General features: G+C 69.5%; 23 protein-coding genes and 1 tRNA gene. 15 read left to right on the forward strand and 9 right to left on the reverse strand.

All coding sequences use genetic code 11. The features are described from left to right. The first annotated feature begins 19 nt into the window (after positions 1-19). Genes ACFFGE_RS03920 through ACFFGE_RS03940 form a run of 5 tightly spaced genes read left to right on the forward strand, consistent with a single transcriptional unit; the run spans position 20 to position 3,114 of the window. A complete protein-coding gene (locus ACFFGE_RS03920) occupies positions 20-724 on the forward strand; it encodes a CoA transferase subunit A (protein ID WP_376834494.1) in 705 nt (234 codons plus the stop codon). A 23-nt stretch (positions 725-747) separates the two neighbouring features. After that, the gene (locus ACFFGE_RS03925; RefSeq protein WP_376834496.1) at positions 748-951 is read left to right on the forward strand and encodes a hypothetical protein; all 204 of its coding nucleotides are present in this window, start codon (positions 748-750) and stop codon (positions 949-951) included. Beyond that, positions 948-1,361, forward strand: coding sequence for a carboxymuconolactone decarboxylase family protein (locus ACFFGE_RS03930; protein ID WP_376834498.1), 414 nt, complete (start codon positions 948-950; stop codon positions 1,359-1,361). The genes ACFFGE_RS03925 and ACFFGE_RS03930 overlap by 4 nt, the downstream gene beginning before the upstream one ends. A 4-nt stretch (positions 1,362-1,365) precedes the next feature. Then, positions 1,366-2,025: a 3-oxoacid CoA-transferase subunit B gene (locus tag ACFFGE_RS03935; protein ID WP_376834500.1), complete on the forward strand. Its 660-nt coding sequence runs from the start codon at positions 1,366-1,368 to the stop codon at positions 2,023-2,025. Between the two features lie 39 nt (positions 2,026-2,064). Then, positions 2,065-3,114, forward strand: coding sequence for a hypothetical protein (locus ACFFGE_RS03940; RefSeq protein WP_376834502.1), 1,050 nt, complete (start codon positions 2,065-2,067; stop codon positions 3,112-3,114). 60 nt (positions 3,115-3,174) lie between these two features. On the opposite strand, the gene ACFFGE_RS03945 is transcribed toward ACFFGE_RS03940, so the two are convergent. Continuing rightward, entirely contained in the window at positions 3,175-4,026 is an 852-nt protein-coding gene (locus tag ACFFGE_RS03945) for a DUF817 domain-containing protein (RefSeq protein WP_376834504.1), read from the reverse strand. Between the two features lie 68 nt (positions 4,027-4,094). After that, positions 4,095-4,556, reverse strand: a complete 462-nt coding sequence (gene queF / locus ACFFGE_RS03950; protein ID WP_376834507.1) for a preQ(1) synthase — start codon at positions 4,554-4,556, stop codon at positions 4,095-4,097. 237 nt (positions 4,557-4,793) lie between these two features. Here queF and ACFFGE_RS03955 point away from each other — a divergent pair, with 237 nt between their 5' ends. Then, positions 4,794-5,726: an NAD(P)H-dependent flavin oxidoreductase gene (locus ACFFGE_RS03955; RefSeq protein ID WP_376834509.1), complete on the forward strand. Its 933-nt coding sequence runs from the start codon at positions 4,794-4,796 to the stop codon at positions 5,724-5,726. Positions 5,727-5,832: 106 nt separating this feature from the next. Next, positions 5,833-6,408 carry a fasciclin domain-containing protein gene (locus tag ACFFGE_RS03960; RefSeq protein WP_376834511.1) on the forward strand — a complete coding sequence of 192 codons (576 nt, stop codon included), beginning with the start codon at positions 5,833-5,835 and terminating at the stop codon, positions 6,406-6,408. Between the two features lie 44 nt (positions 6,409-6,452). Here the strand turns inward: ACFFGE_RS03960 and ACFFGE_RS03965 are convergent, their stop codons facing one another. Together ACFFGE_RS03965 and ACFFGE_RS03970 are read right to left on the reverse strand one after the other, a co-directional pair. Continuing rightward, a complete protein-coding gene (locus ACFFGE_RS03965; RefSeq protein WP_376834513.1) occupies positions 6,453-7,616 on the reverse strand; it encodes a cystathionine gamma-synthase in 1,164 nt (387 codons plus the stop codon). 4 nt (positions 7,617-7,620) lie between these two features. Continuing rightward, a complete protein-coding gene (locus ACFFGE_RS03970) occupies positions 7,621-9,024 on the reverse strand; it encodes a pyridoxal-phosphate dependent enzyme (protein ID WP_376834515.1) in 1,404 nt (467 codons plus the stop codon). A gap of 193 nt (positions 9,025-9,217) precedes the next feature. Between ACFFGE_RS03970 and rnr the strand changes: the two genes are divergently transcribed. The 4 genes from rnr to ACFFGE_RS03990 all read left to right on the forward strand — a co-directional run bounded on the left by rnr (position 9,218) and on the right by ACFFGE_RS03990 (position 14,284). Next, entirely contained in the window at positions 9,218-11,479 is a 2,262-nt protein-coding gene (rnr, locus tag ACFFGE_RS03975) for a ribonuclease R (protein WP_376834517.1), read from the forward strand. Positions 11,480-11,494: 15 nt separating this feature from the next. After that, the gene (locus ACFFGE_RS03980) at positions 11,495-12,973 is read left to right on the forward strand and encodes a GSCFA domain-containing protein (RefSeq protein WP_376834519.1); all 1,479 of its coding nucleotides are present in this window, start codon (positions 11,495-11,497) and stop codon (positions 12,971-12,973) included. Between the two features lie 87 nt (positions 12,974-13,060). Further along, on the forward strand, positions 13,061-13,474 hold the full coding sequence (locus tag ACFFGE_RS03985; RefSeq protein ID WP_376834521.1) for a hypothetical protein: 414 nt from the start codon (positions 13,061-13,063) through the stop codon (positions 13,472-13,474). 33 nt (positions 13,475-13,507) lie between these two features. Further along, positions 13,508-14,284, forward strand: coding sequence for a helix-turn-helix domain-containing protein (locus ACFFGE_RS03990; RefSeq protein ID WP_376834523.1), 777 nt, complete (start codon positions 13,508-13,510; stop codon positions 14,282-14,284). Between the two features lie 34 nt (positions 14,285-14,318). Here ACFFGE_RS03990 and ACFFGE_RS03995 read toward each other — a convergent pair whose 3' ends face one another. Continuing rightward, positions 14,319-17,153, reverse strand: coding sequence for a M16 family metallopeptidase (locus tag ACFFGE_RS03995; protein WP_376834524.1), 2,835 nt, complete (start codon positions 17,151-17,153; stop codon positions 14,319-14,321). Positions 17,154-17,343: 190 nt separating this feature from the next. On the opposite strand from ACFFGE_RS03995, the gene ACFFGE_RS04000 reads away from it, so the two are divergent. Then, on the forward strand, positions 17,344-19,008 hold the full coding sequence (locus ACFFGE_RS04000; protein ID WP_376834526.1) for an MFS transporter: 1,665 nt from the start codon (positions 17,344-17,346) through the stop codon (positions 19,006-19,008). Between the two features lie 12 nt (positions 19,009-19,020). Here ACFFGE_RS04000 and ACFFGE_RS04005 read toward each other — a convergent pair. Further along, a tRNA-Ser gene (locus tag ACFFGE_RS04005) sits at positions 19,021-19,112 on the reverse strand. Positions 19,113-19,211: 99 nt separating this feature from the next. On the opposite strand from ACFFGE_RS04005, the gene ACFFGE_RS04010 reads away from it, so the two are divergent. After that, entirely contained in the window at positions 19,212-19,625 is a 414-nt protein-coding gene (locus ACFFGE_RS04010; protein ID WP_376834528.1) for a VOC family protein, read from the forward strand. Between the two features lie 10 nt (positions 19,626-19,635). Here the strand turns inward: ACFFGE_RS04010 and ACFFGE_RS04015 are convergent, their stop codons facing one another. After that, positions 19,636-21,045: a trypsin-like peptidase domain-containing protein gene (locus ACFFGE_RS04015; protein ID WP_376834530.1), complete on the reverse strand. Its 1,410-nt coding sequence runs from the start codon at positions 21,043-21,045 to the stop codon at positions 19,636-19,638. Between the two features lie 143 nt (positions 21,046-21,188). On the opposite strand from ACFFGE_RS04015, the gene ACFFGE_RS04020 reads away from it, so the two are divergent. Beyond that, positions 21,189-22,115: an ABC transporter ATP-binding protein gene (locus tag ACFFGE_RS04020; RefSeq protein ID WP_376834532.1), complete on the forward strand. Its 927-nt coding sequence runs from the start codon at positions 21,189-21,191 to the stop codon at positions 22,113-22,115. Continuing rightward, positions 22,105-22,977 carry an ABC-2 transporter permease gene (locus ACFFGE_RS04025; protein WP_376834534.1) on the forward strand — a complete coding sequence of 291 codons (873 nt, stop codon included), beginning with the start codon at positions 22,105-22,107 and terminating at the stop codon, positions 22,975-22,977. The genes ACFFGE_RS04020 and ACFFGE_RS04025 overlap by 11 nt, the downstream gene beginning before the upstream one ends. Positions 22,978-23,059: 82 nt before the next feature. Here ACFFGE_RS04025 and rplQ read toward each other — a convergent pair whose 3' ends face one another. Together rplQ and ACFFGE_RS04035 are read right to left on the reverse strand one after the other, a co-directional pair. After that, the gene (gene rplQ, locus ACFFGE_RS04030) at positions 23,060-23,485 is read right to left on the reverse strand and encodes a 50S ribosomal protein L17 (RefSeq protein ID WP_376834536.1); all 426 of its coding nucleotides are present in this window, start codon (positions 23,483-23,485) and stop codon (positions 23,060-23,062) included. 114 nt (positions 23,486-23,599) lie between these two features. Then, positions 23,600-24,619, reverse strand: a complete 1,020-nt coding sequence (locus ACFFGE_RS04035) for a DNA-directed RNA polymerase subunit alpha (RefSeq protein ID WP_376834538.1) — start codon at positions 24,617-24,619, stop codon at positions 23,600-23,602. Between the last annotated feature and the right edge of the window lie 3 nt (positions 24,620-24,622).

The raw sequence follows: 24,622 nt of genomic DNA on the forward strand, positions 1-24,622 counted from the left end.
GACGGTGAAAAGAAACGGCATGCGCAAGATCTTCCCCGACGCCCGCTCCGCCCTGGATGGCCTTACGTTCGACGGCATGACCGTGATGTCGGGCGGCTTCGGCCTGTGCGGCATCCCGGAGAACCTGATCGCGGCGCTGCGCGACAGTGGGGTCAAGGGCCTGACCGTCATCTCCAACAACGCGGGCGTGGACGGCTTCGGCCTCGGCCAGCTGCTGGAGACCCGTCAGATCAAGAAGATGATCTCGTCCTACGTGGGGGAGAACAAGGAGTTCGAGCGCCAATATCTGGCGGGCGAGCTGGAGCTGGAGTTCAATCCCCAGGGCACCCTGGCCGAGCGCATCCGCGCGGGCGGCGCGGGCATCCCGGCCTTCTTCACCGCCACCGGAGTCGGCACCCTGGTGGCCGAGGGCAAGGAGGTGCGGACCTTCGGCGAGCGCGAATATGTGATGGAGACCGGGCTGGTCGCCGACCTGTCGATCGTCAAGGCCTGGAAGGCGGACGAGGCGGGGAACCTCATCTACCGAAAGACGGCGCGGAACTTCAATCCGATGATGGCAACGGCGGGCAAGGTCTGCGTCGTCGAGGTCGAGGAGATCGTGCCGGTCGGAACCCTTGACCCGGATCATGTCCACACGCCCGGCATCTATGTCGATCGGCTGATCCAGGGGTCATTCGAAAAGCGCATCGAACAGCGTACCGTGCGGGCGCGCGCCGACGCCTGAACCAGACCAGCGGGGGAAACCGAATGTCCGAACGCTCCGACAATCAGCACCTCAAGAGCATCAGCGACAAGCTGACCTGGGCGCTGATCTTCCTGTTCATCATCATGCTGAACACCTGCTCGCTCAGCGACGACATCGAGGACGCCATCCGTGATCGCGGCGGCGACACGGCCGCGCCGGCGGCGCCTCCTCAGCCGGTCGAGCCGGCCGCGCCCGCCGCCTCGTGACCGACGGTCGCCGCGCGCGCGGTTCCGCCCGGCTGGCCGAGCTGGACCCGGGGCTGGAAGCCGCCATCGAGAAGGGCCTGGCGCCCGTCGCGCCGGACTTCGCCCGCTTCATGGTCGAGTTCGGCTTCGGCGATGTCTACGCCCGGCCGGGGCTGGCGCTGAAACAGCGCCAGCTGGTCACGATGGCCTCGCTCGCGACGCTCGGCACCGCGCCGAAGCAGCTGCGCGGCCATATCAAGGGCGCGCTGAACGTCGGCCTGACGCCGACCGAGATCGTCGAGGCCCTGATGCAGGTCGCGCTCTACGCCGGTTTCCCCAACGCCCTCAACGCCCTGATGATCGCCAAGGAGGTGTTCGCCGAAGCCGGCGTCGCCCCTCACAACGCCCCCACCCCCGACCACGAGGCCTGATCCCATGCCCCGCACCCGTGACGACCTCGCCGCCCGCGCCGCCAAGGAGCTTCAGGACGGCTTCTATGTGAACCTGGGCATCGGCATCCCGACGCTGGTGGCGAACCACATTCCAGAAGGCGTGTCCGTCACCCTGCAGTCCGAGAACGGCATGCTGGGCATGGGGCCCTTCCCTTATGACGACGAGGTCGACGCCGACCTGATCAACGCGGGCAAGCAGACGATCACCGCCCTGCCGGAGACCAGCTTCTTCTCGTCGTCGGACAGCTTCGCGATGATCCGGGGCGGCCACATCGATCTGTCGATCCTCGGCGCGATGGAGGTGTCGGAGACCGGCGACATCGCCAACTGGATGATCCCGGGCAAGCTGGTGAAGGGCATGGGCGGGGCCATGGACCTTGTCGCCGGCGTCAAGCGCGTCGTCGTGGTCATGGAGCACGCCAACAAGCACGGCCAGTCCAAGGTGCTGAAGGCCTGCACCCTGCCGCTGACCGGCAGGGGCGTCGTGGACCGGATCATCACCGACCTGGCGGTGTTCGACGTGAAGCCGGAAGGCGCGGGCCTGGAGCTCGTCGAGCTGGCGCCCGGCGTCACCCTGGAAGAGGTCGCCGCCAAGACCGAGGCGGCCTACACGATTTCACCATCGGTTAAGACTTTGGCATAGTGCGCCCGGCCGGCTGAGGGGGCCGGATAGGAGGGTGTGATGGAGCCATCGTCGCTGGAGGCGCGGGTCCGCGAATTGTCGCCGGGCGGGGCCGCCGATCCCGAGCGGGTCGAGGCGCTCCGTCAGGAGGCGCTGACCGATCCGGACGACGCCTTCGCCGAGCGGGCGCTCGCGGGTCTTCGCGGCGCGGTCGAGCGCCTGCTGGCCGAGGCGCGACATGGCGATTTCGTCGAGGCGACGGACCTGATCCGGCACGCGCGTCACCTGCTGGCGGGGCTCGATCCCCGGACGCTGGAGCCGCGTAAAGGGCTCGCCGGACTGTTCGACAGCCGGGGTCGCCGGCTGAAGCGCTTCCGCGCCGAGTATCTCGCGGCGGCCGCCAGCGCGGCGGACACCGGATCGTCGCTGGCTGAACGCGGCGCCTCGGCCTCGCGCCGTTCGGCCTCGCTCGACACCCTGCATGCGGACGCCCGCCGGGCCATCGACGAGGCCGACGCCGCCATCGCCGCGGGAGCGGGTCTGCTGAAGGACCGCATCGACGCGGCGCGTCTCGAGCCGGAAGTCGCTCCGACGGCGGAGATCGGCGAGGGCCGGATCGAAGCACAGGCGGACGCGGAAGCCGCGGCCCCGCACGAGACGCGGGTCGAACGCCTGACCCCGGACGAGGCCGAGGCCGCCGTCGAGCCGGACGCGGCGCAGGAGACCGACGACGAGGACATGGGCCCGGAACGCCGCGCCGAACGGCTGGCCCGGCTCATCGCCGCCCTGATCGCCGCGCGTTCGGCGGGCGTCGGCCAGCTGCCGCTGGCGCGCGCGGTGCAGAACGCGGAGCACAGCGCGCCCGAGCAGTTGGGGGCCGCCGCCGCCGCCCTGACCGCCTGGGTCGAGGACTGGCGCGTCGGCCTGGGTCTGGCGGGGCGCAAGCCCCGGCGCCTGCGGCCCGACGCGGTGGGCCTGGCGAGGAGCCGGGACTCCGCGCTCGAGGCGCTTGAACAGGCGGAAGCCCGGCTGGCGGAGATCCGCGCCAGAGGGGCGGAGACCGAAGCCCGGATGACGCGCGTGGTCGAACGCGTCCGCAGAGCCGCCTGACCGGAGCCGCAGCGCCGGTTCGGGCCTCGGCGCGTGGCGGGGACCTTCGGGCCCGCGCCGTCACCGCTCCGCTTCGGGGCGGTGGACGATCGACACCAGCACCACCGAGATGATCATCAGCAGATACCAGCTGCCCAGCTTGGCCAGCGACACCGGCGTCCACGCCTCCGTCTGATCCGGATAGACCCAGGCGCGACCGAAGGTGCCCAGGTTCTCGGCGAACCAGATGAACAGGGCGACCAGGCCGTAGCCCAGCAGCAGCGGCATCCTGAGCCTCGCCCGATCGGCGGTGAACCAGAACCAGCCCCGCCCGAACAGCAGCGCCGTCGCCGCGAACAGCGCGATACGCACGTCCGGCAGCCAGTGATGGGCGAAGAAGTTCACATAGATGGCCGCCGCAAGAACCCAGGTCGTCCACAGCGGCGGATACCCCCTCACCCGGATGTGGAAGATGCGCTGGACCCGCGCGATGTAGCTGCCGACCGCCGCGTACATGAAGCCCGAGAACAGGGGCACGGCGCCGATCCGAAGCGCCGAGTCCTCCGGATACATCCAGGAGCCGTGGGCCGTCTTGAACAGCTCCATGAGGGTGCCCGCCACATGGAACAGCAGGATCACCCGCGCCTCGCCCCAGGTCTCCAGCCGCAGCGCCAGCATGGCGATCTGGATGGCGACCGCGCCGACGACCAGGAAGTCGTAGCGGCTGACCGGCGCCGTCTCTGGCCAGAACAGGAAGGTGCCGAGGATCAGCGCCAGCATCAGTCCGCCGAACAGGCAGGCCCACGCCTGTTTCAGCCCGAACCACAGGAACTCGAACGCGTACCGCCGCCATCGTCCGCCGTCGGCCCACGCCTGAGCCCGCGCGAGCGAGCGGCGGCCCCAGGTTTCGAGGGGTGGACGGGCATGGGTCATGCGCGGGACGCTAGGCCCTCACGACGTGCCCGGTCATGAGCGCCGGGTGAGCGAACGCTGAAAAGCGCCTATCCCCGCCCGCGATAGGTCGGCACGCCTTGGTCCGGCAGCCACAGGCCTTCCGGCGGGCTGCCAGTCTGCCAGAAGACGTCGATGGGGATGCCGCCGCGCGGGTACCAGTAGCCGCCGATCCTCAGCCACTTCGGCTCAAGCAGCGCGGCCAACCGCTTGCCGACGGCCACGGTGCAGTCCTCGTGAAAGGCGCCGTGGTTGCGGAAGCTGGTCAGGTAGAGCTTCAGCGACTTGGACTCCACCAGCCAGTCGCCCGGCGCATAGTCGATCACCAGATGGGCGAAGTCCGGCTGGCCCGTCACGGGGCAAAGGCTCGTGAATTCCGGCGCGGTGAAGCGGGCCAGATACAGGGTGTCCGCGTGCGGATTGGGCACGCGCTCCAGAACCGCCGTCTCGGGATCGGTCGGCTGGGCCGTCTGGGCGCCGAGCTGGGACAGGCCTTCGGTGTAGTGGGTCATGGCGGCGATTTAGTCGCTTGTGAGGGCGGTGAAAATGGCGGTCGCCACGGGTCCGGCCCTCAGGCCTTCCCCGCCGTGCGCCGTGATAGAGTCCGACCCTCCGCCTTCGCAGGGGTTTTGAGAGTTTTGAGAGTTTTGAGACGATAGAGACGCGTTTGTCGCCGTCTCAAAACCCGCCCGTTGCGCTTCCCCCATAACGCCCGCTATGCGTAGTCAAAGACAACGGAGGAGACGCCCGTGGCCATTCCCGCTTCGCTGCAAAAGGGCCTGAAGCTGCCCGTGATCGCGGCGCCCATGTTCCTGGTGTCCGGACCCGACCTGGTGGTCGAGGCCTGCAACGCCGGGGTGATCGGCACCTTCCCGTCGCTGAACCAGCGCACCACCGAGGGCTATCGGGAGTGGCTGCAGGAGATCAAATCCCGGCTGACGCCCGACGCGGCGGCCTTCGGCGTCAACCACATCGTCCATCCGACCAATCCGCGCCTGATGGCCGACATGATGGTCTCGGTCGAGGAGAAGGTGCCGCTGATCATCACCTCGCTGGGCGCCGTGCGCGACGTGGTCGACGCGGTCCACGGCTATGGCGGCGTGGTCTTCCACGACATCGCCAATGTGCGCCACGCCCGGAAGGCGGCCGAGAGCGGTGTGGACGGTCTGATCCTGGTCGCCAACGGCGCGGGCGGCCATGCCGGGATCATCAACCCGTTCGCCCTGATCAACGAGGTCCGCGCCTTCTTCAAGGGCACGATCATCCTGTCCGGCTGTCTGTCGACGGGCCAGGACGTGGCCGGCGCCCTGATGATGGGGGCCGACTTCGCCTACATGGGCACCCGCTTCATCAACACCACCGAGGCCATGGCGCCGGCTGCCTACAAGGACATGATCATCGAGTCCGGCGCGACCGACATCGTCCATACCCCGGCGGTCTCGGGCATCCCGGCCAACTTCATGATCAAGTCGCTTCAGGCCAACGGCATCGACCCCAAGACCCTGCCCGAGCACAAGCTGGACATGGGCGACGAGGCCAAGGCGTGGAAGACGGTCTGGTCGGCCGGCCAGGGCGCGGGCGCGGTCCACGACGTCCTGCCGGCGGGCGAACTGGTCGGGCGTCTGATCAGCGAATACCGTCAGGCGGCGGAGGGCTTCCGCGCCCGCTCGCTGGTGGCCTGACGACGCGCAGGTGCGGCGCTCGGCCGCGTCGGTGCATCCGGCGCGGCCCCTGCCTCGTCTCTTGGCTCGACCGCGAGAAGACGGTCGCCAAACGGAGACACCCACGATGCAAGCTTCCCGGATCGCCCTCGCCGCTGTCGCGGCTGGCTTCGCCCTGACCACCGCCGCCTGCGCCCAGAGCATGATGGCCGACGAGCAGGCGGTCGTCACCGTCGGCGGCGCGCCGATGTACCCGACCCGCAACATCGTCGAGAACGCCGTCAACTCGGCCGACCACACGACGCTGGTCGCCGCCGTCCAGGCCGCGGGGCTGGTCGACACCCTGTCGGGCCCGGGCCCCTTCACCGTCTTCGCCCCGACCAATGACGCCTTCGCCGCCCTGCCGGCGGGGACCGTCGACACCCTGCTGCAGCCCGCCAACCGCGCGACCCTGACCAAGGTGCTGACCTATCACGTGGTGCCGGGCCGCACCTCGGCCGCCGATCTGACGGCCGCGATCCGCGCCGGCGGCGGCAGCGCGCGCCTGACCACCGTCTCGGGCGACACCCTGGTCGCGCGCATCGAGGGCGGCAACGTCGTCCTGACCGACGAAAAGGGCGGCAAGGCCACGGTCACCCAGGCCGACGTCTTCCAGTCCAACGGCGTGATCCACGTCACCGACGCCGTGTCGATCCCGGAATAAGCCACCGGTGCGAGGGGGCCGTCGGTCCCCTCGCCTCTCGCCCCTCAGCCCAGCGCCTGATCCAGGTCCGCGATGAGGTCGTCGACCTCCTCGACTCCGACGGACAGGCGGATGAGCGTATCGGTGACCCCGCCCGCCTCGCGCACCTCCCTGGGCACCGAGGCGTGGGTCATGATGGCGGGGTGGTTCACCAGGCTTTCGACGCCGCCCAGCGACTCCGCCAGGGTGAAGACCTGAACCCGCTCGAGCACCCGCTTCGTCCGCTCCAGGTCGCCGTCGATCCGCACGCTCACCATGCCTCCGAAACCGCCGCTCATCTGTCGGGTAGCGAGTTCGTGCTGGGGGTGCGAGATCAGGCCCGGATAGATCACCTCGGCCACGCCCGACCGGTCCTCAAGCCAGCGCGCGACGGCCAGGGCGCCCTCGCAGTGCGCCCTCATGCGCAGGCCCAGGGTCTTCAGCCCCCGGTTCACCAGGAAGGCGTCGAACGGCCCCATCACCCCGCCGACCGAGTTCTGAAGGAACTTGATCCGCGTCGCGAGCTCGGGATCGGCCGTGACCAGCGCCCCGCCGATCACGTCGGAATGGCCGTTCAGATACTTCGTCGCCGAGTGCATGACCACGTCCGCGCCCAGCGCCAGCGGCTGCTGGCAGAAGGGCGTGGCGAAGGTGTTGTCGACCACCAGCAGCAGGCCCCGCGCCTTCGCCAGTCCGGACAGGGCCGCGATGTCGGCCAGCTTCATCAGCGGATTGGTCGGGGTCTCGACCCACAGCATGCGGGTCCTGTCCGTGATCGCCGCCTCGACCGCCGCGACGTCGCTCATGTCCACATAGTCGAAGTCCAGCCCCATGGACCGGCGCCGGACCCGCTCGAACAGCCGCCACGAGCCGCCGTACAGGTCGTCGCCCGTGACCACGTGATCGCCCGCGTCCAGCAGCTCCAGCGCCGTCGCCGTGGCCGCCATGCCCGAGGCGAAGCCGAAGCCGTGCGTCCCGCCCTCCAGGTCCGCCAGGCAGGCCTCGAACGCCTCCCGCGTCGGGTTCTTGCCGCGCGCGTACTCATAGCCCTTGTTCACGCCCGGGCTCTCCTGGGCGTAGGTCGAGGTGGCGTAGATCGGCGTCATGACCGCCCCGGTGGTCGGGTCGGGCCGCTGGCCGGCGTGGATGGCGCGGGTGGAGAAGCCCTGCCGGTTCTTCAGGTTCGCCATCGGGTCAGCGGTTCAGGCTCAGGTGATTGATCAGGTCGGTGCGGGTGATCAGGCCCACGAACCGCTCTCCGTCCAGCACGATCGCCACCCGGTCGCGGTCGAACAGCGGGATCAGGGCGTCCAGCGGTTCTCCGACCTGAACCGTGTCCAGGTCGCGGGTCATCACCTCGCCGACCGATCGCTTGAACCGCGCCTCGCGGGTGATCTCGTCGGTGTTCATGACATGGACGATGTCGCTCTCGTCGAGAATGCCGACCAGCCGACCCTCGTCCAGCACTGGCAGCTGGCTGACGTCCGCGCCGCGCATGCGCTTGAAGGCCGTGTCCAGCGTGTCGTTCGGCCCGACCGACACCACCTCGCCCTTGTCCGGTCGCCGCGTGATCAGGTCCGACAGGTCGCCGTGGATCTCGCGCTCGCCCAGGCCCTGATCCGCCAGCCAGGCGTCGTTGTAGACCTTCGACAGGTACTTGGCCCCGGTGTCGCAGACGAAGGTGACGCAGGTCTTCGCTTCCGTCTGCTCCCGGCACCAGCGCAGCGCCGCCGCGATCAGGGTGCCGGACGACGAGCCCGCCAGGATGCCTTCCTTCAGCAGCAGCTCGCGCACCGTGGCGATCGCCTCGGCGTCGGGGATCGAATAGGCCTTGTCGATCAGGTCCATGTCCGCGGTCTCCGGCACGAAGTTCTGGCCGATGCCCTCGACGGTGTAGCTGCCCTCCGGCCCCGGCACGCCCTCGTTGACGATGCCCGCCAGGGTCGAGCCGACCGGGTCCGCCAGAATGATCTCGGCGTTCGATCCCTTGCTCTTCAGGAACTTGGCGACCCCGGTGATGGTGCCGCCGGAACCGATCCCGGCGACGAAACCGTCGACCTTGCCGCCCAGCTGGTCCCAGATCTCGGGGCCGGTGGTCTTCACATGGGCGGCCCAGTTGGCGGGATTGTTGAACTGATTGACGTAGAAGCCGCCCGGAATCGACTGCGCCAGCCGCTCGGCCATGTCCGTATAGTACTCCGGGTGCCCGTGCGGCACGTCCGAGCGAGTCAGGCGCACCTCGGCGCCCATGGCCCGCAGGTGCTGGATCTTCTCCTTGGACATCTTGTCCGGGATCACGAGGAGCACCTTGTAGCCCTTGGCCTGACCGACCAGCGTCAGGGCCAGGCCCGTGTTGCCGGCGGTCGCCTCCACGATCGTGCCGCCCGGCTTCAGCCATCCCTCGGCCTCCGCCGCCTCGATCATCGACAGGGCGATGCGGTCCTTGATGGAGCCGCCGGGATTCTGGCTCTCCAGCTTCAGGAACAGACGGCATTTGCCGGTGTCGATGCGCGTCACCTCGACCATCGGCGTCTTGCCGATCAGGTCCAGCAACGACCCCGAGGGACCGGTCAGGACGGGCGCGGGCGCGAGGGTCATTCGGAAGGCTCCAGTCGGCGAAATCGCGCGGCAAGCTCGCCGGGCGCCCGACCCAGGTCAAGCGGCGCAACATTCGACCCGATGGATGTCCGGCGGACGCCTGAGGTCGTCCGTCGGCGCTGACGCCGTCTCTCCGAGGACCGCCTCGGCGCAAAGTTCAACCCGCGAGCCGATTCTCGCGTTATCAGAACATATGGCTCGCCCCCCTCGCCGTCCGCAGAACAGAACGCCCGCCGGTGTCCCGGACAAGGAGACTCTGGTTCGCTTCCTTTCCGAGGCCGGCGAGCAGGGAAAGGCCGACATCGCGCGCGCCTTCGGCCTGAAGGGCGTCGAGCGGCGTGCGCTGCGCGAGATGCTGAAAGAGCTTGAGGACGAGGGCCGTCTGGGCCGCCGCGGCCGGCGCGGCTTCGTCGAGGCCGGCGCCCTACCCCCGGTCGGCGTCGCCGACGTCGTCGATCGAGACGCCGACGGCGAGCTCTACGTCCAGCTGGTCAAGGCCGGAGAGGATGCGCCGCGCGCGGTGCTCGTGCCCGACCGCAAGGCTGATCGCGGCCCCGCGCCGGGGATCGGCGACCGGCTGCTGGTCAAGTTCAGCCGCTCCGCCAACGGCTGGGAGGCGCGGCTGGTCAAGCGGCTGGACTCCGCAGGCCCCGGCCGGGTGCTGGGCGTGGTCAGGAAGGCCGCGCGCGAGACCCGTATCGAGCCGGTGGACCGCCGATCGAAGGACGTGCTGGTCATCCCCCAGGCCTTCGCCGACGAGCTTCGCGACGGCGATCTGGTGCTGGCCACGCCCGAGCGGGGCGAGCACCGCTACGGGCCCAAGCGCGGCAAGGTCATCGAGACCATCGGCCGCGAGGACGACCCCCGCGCCGCCTCCCTGATCGCCATTCACGCCCACGGGGTGCCGACGGGCTTCTCCGACCTGGTCGAGCGCGAGGCCGAGGATCAGGCGCTGCCGACCCTGAAGGGGCGCGAGGACCTGCGCGAGGTCCCGTTCATCACCATCGACCCGGCCGACGCGCGCGACCACGACGACGCCGTCTTCGCCGAGCGCGACGAGGATCCCAAGAACGAGGGCGGCTGGATCGTCTGGGTCGCCATCGCCGACGTCGCCGCCTATGTGCGCCCCGGCTCGGCGCTGGACCGCGAGGCGCGGGCCAAGGGCAACTCAACCTACTTCCCCGACCGGGTCGAGCCCATGCTGCCGGAGGTGCTGTCGAACGGCCTGTGCAGTCTGAAGGCCGGCGAGAACCGCGCCTGTCTCGCGGTGCGGATGGTGTTCTCGAAGGATGGGCGGAAGCTCTCCCACCGCTTCGTGCGCGGCCTGATGCGCAGCCACGCCAAGCTGGCCTACGAACAGGCGCAGGCCGCGATCGACGGGCAGCCGGACGACGCGACCCGTCCGATCATGGACACGATCCTTTATCCCCTCTGGAACGCCTACGCCGCCATGCTGAAGGGGCGCGAGCGGCGCGCGCCCCTGGCCATCGAAAGCCCGGAACGTCGCGTCCGCATGGACCCCGAGGGCGGCATCGCCTCCATCGAACCCCGCGTCAGCCTCCAGGCCCACCGGCTGATCGAGGAGATGATGATCCAAGCCAATGTCGCCGCCGCCGAGACGCTGGAGCAGAGGAACACGCCCCTGATCTATCGGGTGCACGAAGCGCCCAGCCAGGAGAAGATCTTCAACCTCGCCGACTTCCTGCAGACGCTCGGCAAGCCCTGGACCAAGGGCGAACCGGCCACCACCAAGCGCTTCAACCGCCTGCTTGAGGAGATGCGCGATACGCCCCACGCCGAGGTGGTCAACGAGGTGGTGCTGCGCAGCCAGATGCAGGCCATCTACAGCCCCGAGAACATCGGCCACTTCGGCCTGAACCTGGACCGCTACGCCCACTTCACCTCGCCGATCCGGCGCTACTCGGACCTGATCGTGCATCGGGGCCTGATCCGGGCGCTGAAGCTGGGCTCGGACGGCCTGACGGACCGCGAGATCGCCGAGCTGCCAGCGATCGCCGAGCAGGTGACCCAGACCGAGCGGCGCTCCATGGCCGCCGAGCGCGACGCGATGGACCGCTACATGGCCGCCTATCTGGCCGACCGAATCGGCGGCGCCTTCCCGGGTCGGATCACGGGCGTGCCGCGCTTCGGCCTGTTCATCCGCCTGAACGAGACGGGGGCGGACGGCCTCGTCCCGGTCTCCAGCCTGGGCGACGAGTACTTCGTCCACGACGACCGCGCCCATGCCCTCGTCGGCCAGCGCACCGGCCGCCGCTGGCCGCTCGGCAAGACGGTCGAGGTCAAGCTGGTGGAGGCTACGCCCGTCACCGGCGGCCTGCTGTTCGAGATGCTGTCCGATCCCGACCCGCGCGACCCGAACGCCGCCCAGCCCCGGCTCGGCGTGCGCGACCGCAGCCGGCATCGGCCGGGCAAGCACGCCCGTCGCAACCGTTAGATCGGAGAGACTGAGATGCCCACGACCGTCATTCCGGGAACGGAAGCGATCGCCCGGCTGAAGGATCAGAACCTGCAGCGCTGGTGGCCGTCCGGAAGGACGCCGGACCCACGGCTTGAGGCCATCGCCGACGTCACTTTCGAAGCGCCGACGACCTTGCGGCCGGGTGAGCCTGTTTTCACCATGGGCTCCTGCTTCGCGCGCAACATTGAACGCAGTCTGTCGGAGCGTGGATTCGATACCTTCATGTTGTCCGACGGCGTGGCCGAAGCGCTGGCGAACGACGGCCTGAGCCGCTCGTTTCTCAACAAGTACAGTGTGGCGGCCATGTGCGCGGAGCTGTCGCTGTTTCTGAACGGCGGCGGCGAGGACAGGCTCGTCGAACGCGCCGACGGGACGGCGTACGACCTGTTGCTCAATCAGGGCTCCGATCGCCTATCGCGAGACCAGGCGCTGAAATGGGCCCGCATGATCGAGGCCCAGCTTGAGACGCTCCGGTCCACCCGTATCGGGATCATCACGCTGGGCGTGGCCGAGGTGTGGCGGGATCTCGAGACCGGACTACCCTGCAACGCCACGCCGCCGGCGGATCTGATCGACCGCGCGCCTGATCGATTCGTCGTCGAAATCATGGATCACGAGGATATCCTCGGCGACCTCGAGCGACTTAGATCGAGCTTGAAGTCCATTGCGAGCGAGGACTTCCACCTGATCGTGAGCGTCTCGCCGGTTCCGCTACGTCTCACATTCCGGGACATGGATGTGCTCGCCGCCAACGGATACAGCAAATCCGTTCAGCGCGCCGCCGCCGACGTCTTCTGTTCGGCCCACACGGACGTCACCTATTTCCCGAGTTATGAGATGGTCACCCTGTCCGACCGCAGGCTGGCCTTCGAGAGCGACAACAGACACGTCCAGGACGAGATGGTCGATGTGATCGTGAGTCGGTTCACCAAGGCCTACTCACCCCTTGATCACGTCCCGCGATCCATCTCGATCACGCCGTCACGCACGAGCGACACCAGTGATCCCGAACACTTGTGGCACACGGCCAAGTATCACCTTCATCGGGGCGATCCCCTGTCGGCGATCGGCTACCTTGAGAAACTGCTGGCGATGGGGACGCAGCCGCCCGGCGTGACCGAACACACGCTGCGCCAACGCCTTTTTGCGGCGCGGATGCGGGGCGGGGCCGAGAAGGACGCCCGAGCGACGCTCGCTGAAATGGAGACGGAGGCGCTGGATGACGAACAGCGTCTTTGGCTCGTCGACGCTCACCTGAAGTGTCGGGACGCGGTCGCCGCCGAAGGCGCGCTCGGACCACTCGCCGTGTCCCACCCGGATAGCTCGGCGGTGCTCCTGAGGCGAGGGATCGCCGCCGCCATCCAGGCGCGATCGGAGGAGGCTTCGACTTCGCTCAGGACCGTCATCGATCGGAACGACCTTGGCGAGCACGACATGGCGCGGGCGTCCGCCTGGCTCAGGAAGGTCTGATGAGCGCCGTCCGGAATGGAGGCATCATGTCGCGTTCTCCCAGAGCCGCCTGCCTTCAATATTCGCATCCTGAGGAGGAGCGCGCCGATGCGACTTAAGGCTGTTGTCCTGGCCGCCGCCGCGGCTCTGGCCGTGACGGGATGCGGCGAGGTGAACCTGGCGGAGGCTGGCCAGAACGCCGCCCTCGCGGCGCTCGAGGCGAGCAATCCGGAGATCGTCGAGGGCCTGCGCGCGGCGCAGACCCTGAGACAGGCCGCCGCCACCTGCGGCTGGCGGGACGTCGACGCCAGGAGCCTGGCGGAGGCGGCGGTGAGCGGAATCGAGGAGGCGCCCGTTCGCGCCGCGGCCTCCAGCCTCGTTCAGGACCTCCTGGTCACCGATGCGCCGCCTGACCCGACGACCGCGCCGAGCGACTGCTCGCCGGAGACCCGGCGCGCTCTGGAGGCCCGGATCGCCGCGATCGCCCAGGGCGCGGGCCAGGCCGAAGCGGAAGGCGGTTGATCCCGGCGGGCGGCGGCGCGTAGGCCTGACAGCATGAACTCCCTTGGGCATGCGCCGGACGAGCGGTTGGATCGGCTCTCCTCCACGGAGCGCGATCTGCTGCGTCTTCTCGGGGAAGGGCATACCGCCAAGTCGATCGCGGCCCTGACAGGCCTCAGCCCGGCCGCCGTCAACGAGCGTTTCCGCGCCGCCCGCCGCAAGACCGGGCTGGGCAGCAGCCGCGAGATCGCGCGCCTGATCCTGGCCCAAGAAAATCGTGACGACTTTATCGGACTGGAGCCGACCTCCGACACGCGGCCAGCCTCCCCCCGAGCCGACGCGACGAGACGACGCGTCCGCATCGACCGATGGAGGTATCCGATGATCATCGCCACCCTGGCCGCCGTGGCCGTTCTCGCCGAACAGAGCGTCCGCACCGAGGCCCCGCCGCCCTCTCCCCTCGCGCAAGTCGTACTGGCTGACGAGACCCTTGCCCCGAACATCGCCGAACTGCACACGCAGGTGTCGAGCGAACCTGCCGATCCCGACTGGGCGCCCGGCGCTGAGGCCGCGTTGCGCGCCGCCTATCTGTCGCTTCCCGATTTCGACCGCATCTTCGCGCAGACCACCGTCAGGTGCGCCGCCAGCCTGTGCGAGATCCTGGCGGCGACGCCGAATGACGCCGACGTCGAGGGCTACACGGCGATCATCCAGACGCTGCAGGAGACGCGGCCGCCGCAGGGCCTCGGCTTCGTGACGTCGAGGTTCGGGACATCGGCTGGCGGCACGACGCCGCTGACCTACGCCGCCTACTTCCGCAGGGAGGACTGAGGGCCCGGCCGCCGAGCCGGCCAGGCCCCAGGGGTCACAGCCCCAGCGTCGGGCTGTTCAGGTCGATGTCGTCGATGGAGATCACCTCGACCTGCGGATGGGCGGCGCGCAGCGGCTCCAGGAACTGGGCGGCGTCGCCGACCACGACCACATAGGCCCGGTCCGGCGACATCGTCTCGGCGGCCACCGCCCGCAGGCTTTCCGGCGTGGTGGCGCGGACCCGCTGCGGATAGGCCTGGACCTCCGACAGCGGCAGTCCGAGCTGCACCGTGTTCGCCAGGAAGCCGCCCAACCCGCCGGTGGTCTCCAGGCTGCGAGAGAAGCCCCCCGTCAGGAAGGTCTCGCGAGCATCGACGGCCTGTTCGCTGATCGGCTCGTCGATCACGCGCTGGAACTGCGCCAGGACGATGTCGACCACCTCGGCGGCGCTTTCGTGCTTGGTCTGGGTCGAGGCGGTCAGCAACGCCCGGTCGCGGCGCTGGGCCAGGTCGGCGTAGGCGCCGTAGCTGAGGCCGCGCTTGGCCCGGACCTCCTGGAACAGGTGGCCGTTCTGGCCGGCGCCGAGCACGGCGGTCGCGACCGACAGCGGATACCACGCCGCCTCCGAGCGGGACGGCGCGGGCACGGCCGCGGTGACGGCCGCCTGACCGGCGCTCGGCATGTCCACCACGATCACCCGGGGCGGCAGGACCTCGCCGGCGCGTTGCCCGACCTGGGGCGTCGGCTCGGCGGGCGCGCGCCAGTCGCCCAGCGCCTCTTCGGCGAAGGCGAAGGCCTGCTCCGGCGTCATGCCGCCGGTGACCACCAGCGTCGCATTGTCCGGCCGCCACCAGCGCTCGTGATAGGCCTCCACGTCCTCCCGCGTGATCGCGCCGACGCTCTCGGGCGTGCCCGACGCGGTCTGTCCGTAGGGCGAGGTTCCGTACGCCAGGCGGTCCAGCACCGCCGAGGCGATGGGCCCCGGCTGGCGGAAATTCACGCGCAGGGCGTTCACCGTGCGGGTCCGGCTCCGATTCAGTTCGGCCTCGGCGAAGGTCGGCTCGGTCACCACGTCGCCCAGGACCTCGGCGACCGTCGAGGCCGAAGCGATCGGCATGGAGGCCGACAGCACCGTGCCGTCCGAACCGGCGCCCCCGCCAATCTGGGCGCCCGCGGCCTCCAGGGTCCGGGCGATCTCGACGGCGCTTCGGCCGCCGGCCCCCTGGGTGGCGAGGCCGGCGGTGAACTCCGACAGGCCCGCGCGGTCGGCGGGGTCGGACGCCGCGCCCCCGCCGATGACCAGCTGGACGCTGGCGATCGGCAGGTCGGTCGAGGTCGCCGCGATGACCCGGAGGCCGTTGGACAGGGTGCGTTCCGCGATCGCCGGGGCGGGGATTTCGCGCGGCGTACCCGGGGCCGGGGGCGCGTCGCGTTCGCCCTCCGGCCTCAGCTCGTTCGGCGGCAGGACGGCGGGCGGAACCGTCAGGAAGGTCGGCATCGGCGCGGGATTGCGCCAGCTGTCCTCCGGCACGCCCTCCGGCCGCTGGCTCTCATCGAGATAGCGGATGGAGACGCGCGCCTGGTCGTTCAGATACTGGCGCGCCACCCGCTGCACGTCGGCGGCGGTGACCGCCTGGACCGCCGCCAGGTTCTGGTCGGCGGCGCGCGGATCGTTCTCCGACACCAGCCCCTGGCCCAGGATGAAGGCGCGCCCGGACGCGGTCTCGCGCTGGCGCAACTGGGAGGTCACGATCTCGGTCTTGGCCTCCGCCAGTTCGGCGTCGGTGACGAGCGTGGCGCGCATCCGCTCCAGCTCCGCGTCCAGCGCGCCCTCGGCGGCGTCGATGTCCTGGCCCTGCGCCACGATCACCGTGGCGGTCAGGGTTCCCGCCTCCTCGTTGAAGCCGGCGAACAGGCTGGCGGACGAGGCCAGCTGCCGCTCATAGACCAGCGACTGGTAGAGGCGGCTGCTCTGGCCCCGAGACAGGATCGCCTGCATCACCTCCAGCGCGGCGGTGTCGGGGTGGTTGGCGGGAACGCCCGGCCAGATCGCCGCCACGGCCGGCAGCGGCACGTTCGGCGCATAGGCCACCACCTCGCGGGGCTGGGTGCGGGGCGTCGGAACCGGCCGTTCGAACACCGGCGTCGGCCGGTCGGGGTTGCGGATGTCGCCGAAGTACTGATCGACCCATCGGTCCAGCTGCGCCTGGTCGAAAGCCCCCGAAACGATCAGGGTGGCGTTGGCCGGGCGGTAGTAGGCCTCGTGGAAGGCGCGGGCGTCGTCGATCTGCGCGGCGTTCAGCTCCTCCAGCGACCCGATCACCGAGCGGCGATAGATCGACTCGTCGTAGGCGTTGTCGCCGATGACGAACCGCTGCAGCCGGCCGTACGGCGGCGCATAGACGCGCTGGCGCAGCTCCTCCTGAACGATCGACCGCTCGGCGTCGAACACCGCCTGGTCCACCACCGGGCGCGCCATCCGCTCGGCGTGGGTCCACAGCATCGTCTCCAGATACTGCGGCGGCACCGTCTCATAGTAGTTCGTGAAGTCCTGGCCGGTCGAGGCGTTGCGCGTTCCGCCGGAGTCCTCGACCATGGTCGAGATCCCGCCGTAGGGGATGTTCACGGTCTTGCGGCTGAGGATGTGTTCGAACAGGTGGGCGAAGCCGGAGCGGCCTTCCGGGTCGTCCTTGCCGCCGACGTCGTACCAGACCTGGACCGTCACCGTGCCGGCGGTCGAGTCGGGCATGGCGTAGACGTCCAGGCCGTTCGACAGCTCGCGATGGGTGAACTCGAGCGGCGGAACCTCCACCGCCTGCGCCAACGCGGCCGTGCCCGCGCTCCACAGCAGGGCCGCCACGCCCGCCGTCGCCATCACCTTGCGCAACATCTCGAACTCCCCTCAACCAACGAGGGGGGCACCTTGACCGAGGGGCCGCCGTCGAAAAAGTTACGACGGCGTAATGCAGCGGCGCACGGCGGGCGGCCGGCGGCTTGATCGCGGTCTTGCGTCGCGCGCCCCGCCGGTGCTGTCATGCGACGCGTGTTAGCGCTCACAGAAAGCGCGGGAGGACATCGGAATGAGCGACGTCGCGGCGGGCAGGCCCCCGGAGCACAGGGTCGATCGCAATGACCGCATGGTCATTCTGGCGTCGTCCGTCGGGACGGTCATCGAGTGGTACGACTTCTATCTCTACGGCTCGCTAGCGGCGATCATCACAGCCCAGTTCTTCTCGGGCGTAAACGAGACTACGGGCTTCATCTTCGCCCTGATGGCGTTCGCGGCGGGTTTCGCGGTGCGGCCGTTCGGCGCCATCGTGTTCGGTCGGCTGGGCGACCTGTGGGGCCGCAAGAACACCTTCCTCGTCACCATGGTGCTGATGGGGGTGTCGACCTTCGTGGTCGGGCTGCTGCCGCCCTACGCCGCCATCGGCGTCGCGGCGCCGATCATCCTGGTGCTGATGCGCCTGATCCAGGGCCTGGCGCTGGGGGGCGAGTACGGGGGCGCCGCCACCTACGTCGCCGAGCACGCCCCGCCAGGGAAGCGGGGGTTCTACACCTCCTTCATCCAGATCACCGCGACGGCGGGCCTGATGCTCAGCCTCGTGGTGATCCTGGGCGTCCGCCTGGCGGTCGGCGAAGAGGCCTTCGCCGATTGGGGCTGGCGCATTCCCTTCCTGGTCTCGATCCTGCTGCTCGGCGTATCGCTGTGGATCCGGCTCAAGCTCAGCGAGAGCCCGGCCTTCCAGCGCATGAAGGCCGAGGGCAAGGGGTCCGCCACCCCGCTGAAGGACTCCTTCGGCGCCTGGCCCAACCTCAAGCTCGTCCTGATCGCGCTCCTGGGGCTCGCGGCCGGCCAGGCGGTCGTCTGGTACACCGGCCAGTTCTACGCCCTGTTCTTCCTCGAGCGGGTGCTCAAGGTCGACGCGGCGCTGGCCAACACCCTGGTGGCGATCGCCCTGCTGCTGGCCACGCCCTTCTTCGTCCTCTTCGGCTGGCTGTCGGACAAGGTGGGGCGCAAGCCGATCATCCTGCTGGGGTGTTTGCTGGCGGCGGCGACCTATTTCCCGCTGTTCAACGGCCTGACCCAGGCGGCCAATCCTCGGCTGGCCGCGGCGGTCGCGGCGGCGCCCGTCTCCGTCGTCGCCGATCCCCGCGACTGTTCGCTGCAGTTCGATCCGATCGGCCGGGCGGTGTTCGACTCCAGCTGCGACATCGCCAAGAGCGCGCTCGCGAGGGCCGGGGTGACCTATGACAACGTCGCCGCTCCGGCGGGGACGACGGCGCGGGTTCTGATCGGCGGCCAGGTGGTCGAAAGCTTCGACGGGCAGAGCCTGCCCCGGGACCAGTTCGCGGCGGCGAAGGCCGAGTGGGACGCGCGTCTGGCCGTCGCCCTGACCGAGGCCGGCTACCCCGCCAAGGCCGACAGCGCGATGGTGAACAGGCCGCTCGTCGTGGCGATCCTGTTCGTGCTCGTCTTCTATGTGACCATGGTCTACGGGCCGATCGCGGCGGCGCTGGTGGAGATGTTCCCGACGCGCATCCGCTACACCTCCATGTCCCTGCCCTACCACATCGGCAACGGCTGGTTCGGCGGCTTCCTGCCGACCACGGCCTTCGCCATCGTGGCGGCCACGGGCGACGTCTACGCCGGGCTCTGGTACCCGATCGGCATCGCCCTGCTGACGGTGGTCGTGGGCGTGCTGTTCGTCCGCGAGGGCAAGGACGCCGACATCCACGCGTGAGGCCGGATAGTCTGGCGGAGACGGAGGGATTCGAACCCTCGGTACCCCTTACAGGGTACGACGATTTAGCAAACCGTTGCCTTCAGCCACTCGGCCACGTCTCCGGCAGGCGGTGTCGATAGCGGCTCGGACGTTCCGGCGCAACGTGGTTTCGGCGCCGCGCCCACTGGCGAGGCGTGAGGGCCCACGCCATTATCCCGACCATGACACAAGCGGCGCCCCCGACCCCCATCGGCCTGATCCCCTACCTCACCATTCCGTCGCGCGGCGGCCAGGCGGCGGTGGAGTTCTATCGGGCGGCCTTCGGGGCCGAGGAGCTGTTCCGGAACCTGGCCGATGACGGCGAGCGCCTGCTGCACGCGCGGCTCAGGATCAACGGCTCCCTGGTGTTCCTGTCCGACGAGTTCCCCGAATACGGCCAGCCGGCGGACATCGTCCCGACCGGGTTGACGATGCACCTTCAGGTCGATGACGCCGACGAATGGTGGAACCGCGCCCTCGCCGCCGGCGCCGTGCCGGAGATGCCGCTGGCCGACGCCTTCTGGGGCGACCGCTACGGCCGGCTGAAGGATCCCTTCGGCCACAGCTGGTCGATCGGGGCGCCGATCAAGGCGTAGAAGCCGCAGTCTAGCGGACGATCAGGATGCCCTGCTGGCCGCGCCGCTGGACCGTCAGCTGCGTCCTGCGGGGCAGATCCGCCAGCTGACCCGCCGAGGACACCGGACGGCCGTTCACCTCCAGGATGATGTCGCCGGCCCTCAAGCCCACGCCCCGGGCGGCGTAGCTGTTGCGGGACACGCCGGTGACGACGACGCCGCGAACGAAGGGGTCGATTCCGATGACGTCGGCCAGCGCGGGGTTGCTGACCTTGATCCGCGCGCCCGAAAGACCGCCGCTGTCGATCAGCGTCCCGTCATCGACGTCGGGGTCGCCCGGGAGCCGCTCCACCCGCGCCCGCACGGTGCGCGGCTCGCCGTCGCGCAGCAGCGTGACCTGCACGGCCGAGCCCGGCTCCTGGCTGCCGATGCGGAAGTTCAGGCCCCCCTGGTCATTGACCTCGGCGCCGTCGACGGCGGTGATGATGTCCCCTTGCCGGATGCCCGCCCGGTCGCCCGGACCGCCGTCGTAGACGTTCGTCACCACCAGCCCCTGCGGCCGTTCCAGGCCGAGGCTGCGCGCCACGTCCGCCGACACGGTCTCGCCCTGCACGCCCAGCCATGGCCGGACGACGGCGGTGGCGCCGCCGACGGCGGAATCCACCACCTGCCGCACCGTCGTCGCGGGCACCGCGAAGCCGACGCCGGACGAGGTTCCCGTCCGTGAGAAGATGGCGGTGTTGATGCCGATCAGGTCGCCGTCCATGTCGATCAGGGCGCCGCCCGAGTTGCCGGGATTGATGGCCGCGTCCGTCTGGATGAAGGAGCCGGAATCCGAGATGCCCGTCTCGGTCCGGTTCAGGGCCGAGATGATGCCGTTGGTCACCGTCTGTCCCACGCCGAAGGGGTTGCCGATGGCCAGGACCAGGTCGCCGATCTGCTGCTCTTCGCGATCGTCGATCCGGAGCGTCGGCAGGGCCTCGTTGACGCCCTCCAACTGCAGCACCGCGATGTCGGAGCGCGCGTCGGCGAGAACGACGCGCGCCGGGAACTCCCGACGGTCGTTCAGGGTGACTCGGATCTCGCTCATGCCCTCGATCACGTGGTTGTTGGTGACCACCACGCCGCTCGGCCGCACGATGACGCCGGAGCCGACCGACCCGGTCTGGCGCTGGCCGGGAATGCCCCAGAAGGGATCGCGGAACCGCTGCACGCCCCGGGCGGCGATGTTGACGACCGCCGGCGCCGCCTCGCGCACCACCGGGGCGAAGCTCGCCTTCATGCCCATGGCGTCCGACGGGACCACCCGCTCGCTCTCGGCGAACACGCCGTCCTGGGCGTTGGACGGGTCGGCCTGACCGCAGGCGGCGAGCGACAGGGCGAGCAGGAGCGCGGCGGAGCTGGTCTTCATCGACGACACGACCTCGGGCTTGATGGGCATGGCTGCATATCTGCGATCCTTTGGGGCCGGTTCAAGGCTGGGTGGGGGAATCGCCGGCGCCGAGCATTGCCGATCCTTAATGGCCGGGCCCCTTGACCGCGGGGGCCGAAACCCTGCCCGATGGCGTCGGAGCGGAGGGCGGCATGACAGCGGTGATCGAAACGCGGGGGCTGACCAAGGCCTATGGCGACGTCCGGGCGCTGGACGGGCTCGACCTGTCGATCCCCCGAGGCGGCATCTATGGCGTGCTGGGGCCCAACGGCGCGGGCAAGTCCACCCTGTTCCGCATCCTGCTGGGCCTGATCCGTCCGACCGAGGGCCAGGCGACGGTTCTGGGCGGCGCCGTGGACGCGGCCGGAACGCTTCGCCGCACCGGCTCCATGATCGAGACGCCGCGTTTCCCGCCCTTCCTGACCGCGCGCCAGGTGCTGGGCTGGCTGGCCCGGGCGCAGGGCGTCTCGCCGGACGCGGCGGAGATCGGCCGGTGGCTGGATCGCGTCGGCCTGAGTTCGGCGGCGGATCGCCGGGTGCGGGGCTTCTCGGTCGGCATGATGCAGCGGCTGGGCGTCGCCGCCGCCCTGCTGCACCGCCCGGATCTCGTCATCCTGGACGAACCGACCAGCGGCATGGACCCGCCCGGCATTCAGGAGATGCGCGCCCTGATCCGATCCCTCGCCGCCGACGACGGGGTGACCGTGGTGCTCGCCAGCCACCAGCTGCTGGAGGTCCAGCGCGTCTGCGACCGCGTGGCGATCCTCAACAAGGGCCGCCTGGTGCGAGAAGGCGCGGTGAGCGAGCTGACCTCGGTCGGTGAGCGGTTGCGGCTCCAGGCCACGCCCATCGCCCGCATCCTCGACCGCCTCGGCCCCAAGGGCGTGCTGGAAGGCGACGCGGTTCTGGCGGACATTCCGCGCGACGAGGCGCCGGCCCTGATCCGGGCTCTGGTCGAGGCCGGGGTCGACATCACCGAAGCCCGATGGGTCGGTGCGGACCTGGAAGGCGTGTTCTTCACCGAAACCGGGGTCGCGCGCGCGCCCGAACCGATCCAGGGGGTGTCCCATGTGGGCTGACGCGACCCGCGCGGAGGCGTTCCGCCTGATCCACAGCCGCACTACCTGGTTCTGGAGCGTGCTGTTCCTGCCGATCCTGACCCTCGTGTTCGGGGTGATCGCCTCCTATGTGATCAAGGCCAACACCGAGCGGCTCGCCCAGGACACGGACGCGCCGCCCGAGATCACGGCGATGCTGGCTGAGGGTCCGCTGAACCTGGGCGGGTCCGTGCTGGCGAACGCGGCCGAACTGGCCGGCCCGGGCCTGCTGCTGTTCGTGCTGATCGGCGCCGCGACGGTCTACGCCGGCGACTACCGCTGGGAGACCTGGCGCCTGCTGCGTCCCCGCAGCGATCGCACGGCGCTGATCGTCGGCAAGCTGCTGGTCGTCACCGGCCTGTCGGTCGCGGCGATGGGTCTGCTGGCCGTGGCGACCCTGGTCTCTGAGGCCGTTCGCGGCTTCGTCTTCGAACGGTCTGTGACCTTCACCCTGACCGGCGAGGAGGTCGGCGCCCTTTTCGGGCTGTGGGGCCTGGCCTTCCTGCGGACGGTCCAGTTCCTGATGCTCAGCCTGCTCGCGGCGATCTTCACCCGCTCTCTTCTGGCGGCCCTGTTCGTCCCGCTCGCCATCGGCGTGGCCCAATTCTTCGTGCCCAATGTGTTCAGCATGATGGGCCAGACGCCGGACAGCTGGCTGACCGTCCTGGCCAGCCCTGGCCATGCCGTCAGTCTTCTGCAGGGATCTCTGGCGCCTGACACGGTCACCCTGACCGGACAGGGCGCGCTTCTGGCCAAGACCTGGATCAGCCTGATCGGCTGGATCGTCATCCCCCTGGCGGGCGCCGTCCTGCTGTTCCGGCGACAGGACCTGTCGAAGGAATAAGCCTCCGCTCAAGACAAAGGGCGGCCGGATCGCTCCTGCCGCCCTTCATACTTTCAGCCGAACCTCCGGCCCGGCCGGCCGATCAGGCCGCGTCGTCGGCGTCGAAGCCCGCGTCCTGCACCGGTCCGGAATCCTGACCCTTGGCCGAGACGTCGCGATCGACGAACTCGATCACCGCCATCGGCGCGTTGTCCCCCCGGCGGAAGCCGGCCTTCATGATGCGGATGTAGCCGCCGTTTCGCTCGGCGTAGCGCGGGCCCAGCGTCTCGAACAGCTTGCCGACCTGCGGCACGTCGCGGACGGCGCTGATGGCCTGGCGACGGGCGTGCAGATCGCCGCGCTTGGCGAGCGTGACCAGCTTCTCCACGAAGGGCCGCAGCTCCTTCGCCTTGGGCAGGGTCGTGGTGATCTGCTCATGCTTGATCAGGCTCGCCGCCATATTGGCGAACATGGCCTGGCGGTGGCTGACCGTGCGGCCGAGCTTGCGATGTGCGGCGCCGTGGCGCATCGGGGTCTCTCCTACTCAACCCTGGTTTCCACGACTGCGCCGCGGACCTGGGGCCTCTCTCATTCTAACCGCCCCTGCCGCGAACCCGAAGGACGCTGGGCGGAGGGGTTGAACTCAGATCTGGTCTTCGAACTTCTTGGCGAGGTCCTCGATGTTTTCCGGCGGCCAGTTCGGCACGTCCATGCCGAGGCTGAGCCCCATGGTCATCAGGACTTCCTTGATCTCGTTCAGCGACTTGCGGCCGAAGTTCGGGGTGCGAAGCATCTCGCCCTCGGTCTTCTGGATCAGGTCGCCGATGTAGACGATGTTGTCGTTCTTCAGGCAGTTGGCCGAACGGACCGACAGCTCCAGCTCGTCGACCTTCTTCAGCAGCGCCGGGTTGAACGGCAGGTCGGGCTTGCCGTCCTGCGCCTCGACCGCCGCCTTCGGCTCCTCGAAGGTGATGAAGATCTGCAGCTGGTCCTGCAGGATGCGCGAAGCGTAGGCCACCGCGTCCACCGGCGAAACCGCGCCGTTGGTTTCGACTTCCATGACCAGCTTGTCGTAGTCGAGCGACTGGCCCTGACGGGTCGGCTCGACGCGATAGGCGACGCGCTTCACCGGCGAGTACAGGGCGTCGACCGCGATCAGGCCGATCGGGGCGTCTTCCGGACGGTTGAACTCGGCGGCGACATAGCCTTTGCCAGTTTGGACGGTCAGCTCCATGCGCACCGAGGCGCCGTCGTCCAGCGTGCAGATGACGTGGTCCGGGTTCAGGATCTCGATGTCCGACGGGGCGTCGATCTGACCGGCGGTGACCGCGCCCGGGCCCGTCGCGCGCAGCATCATGCGCTTCGGGCCCTCGGCGTGCATGCGCAGGGCCAGCTGCTTGATGTTAAGGACGATATCGACGACGTCCTCACGGACACCTTCGAGCGACGAAAATTCGTGCACCACGCCGTCGATCTGGATGGCGGTCACGGCCGCGCCCTGCAGCGACGACAGAAGCACCCGACGCAGGGCGTTGCCGAGCGTCACGCCGAAGCCGCGCTCGAGGGGTTCGGCGACCAGGCGCGCCTTGCGCTGCGGGTCGGAACCGGCGTCGATCTGCGGCTTCTCGGGACGGATCAGCTCTTGCCAGTTACGTTCGATCATATG

The organism is Brevundimonas balnearis (genome assembly GCF_042434805.1).
Lineage (GTDB): Bacteria > Pseudomonadota > Alphaproteobacteria > Caulobacterales > Caulobacteraceae > Brevundimonas > Brevundimonas balnearis.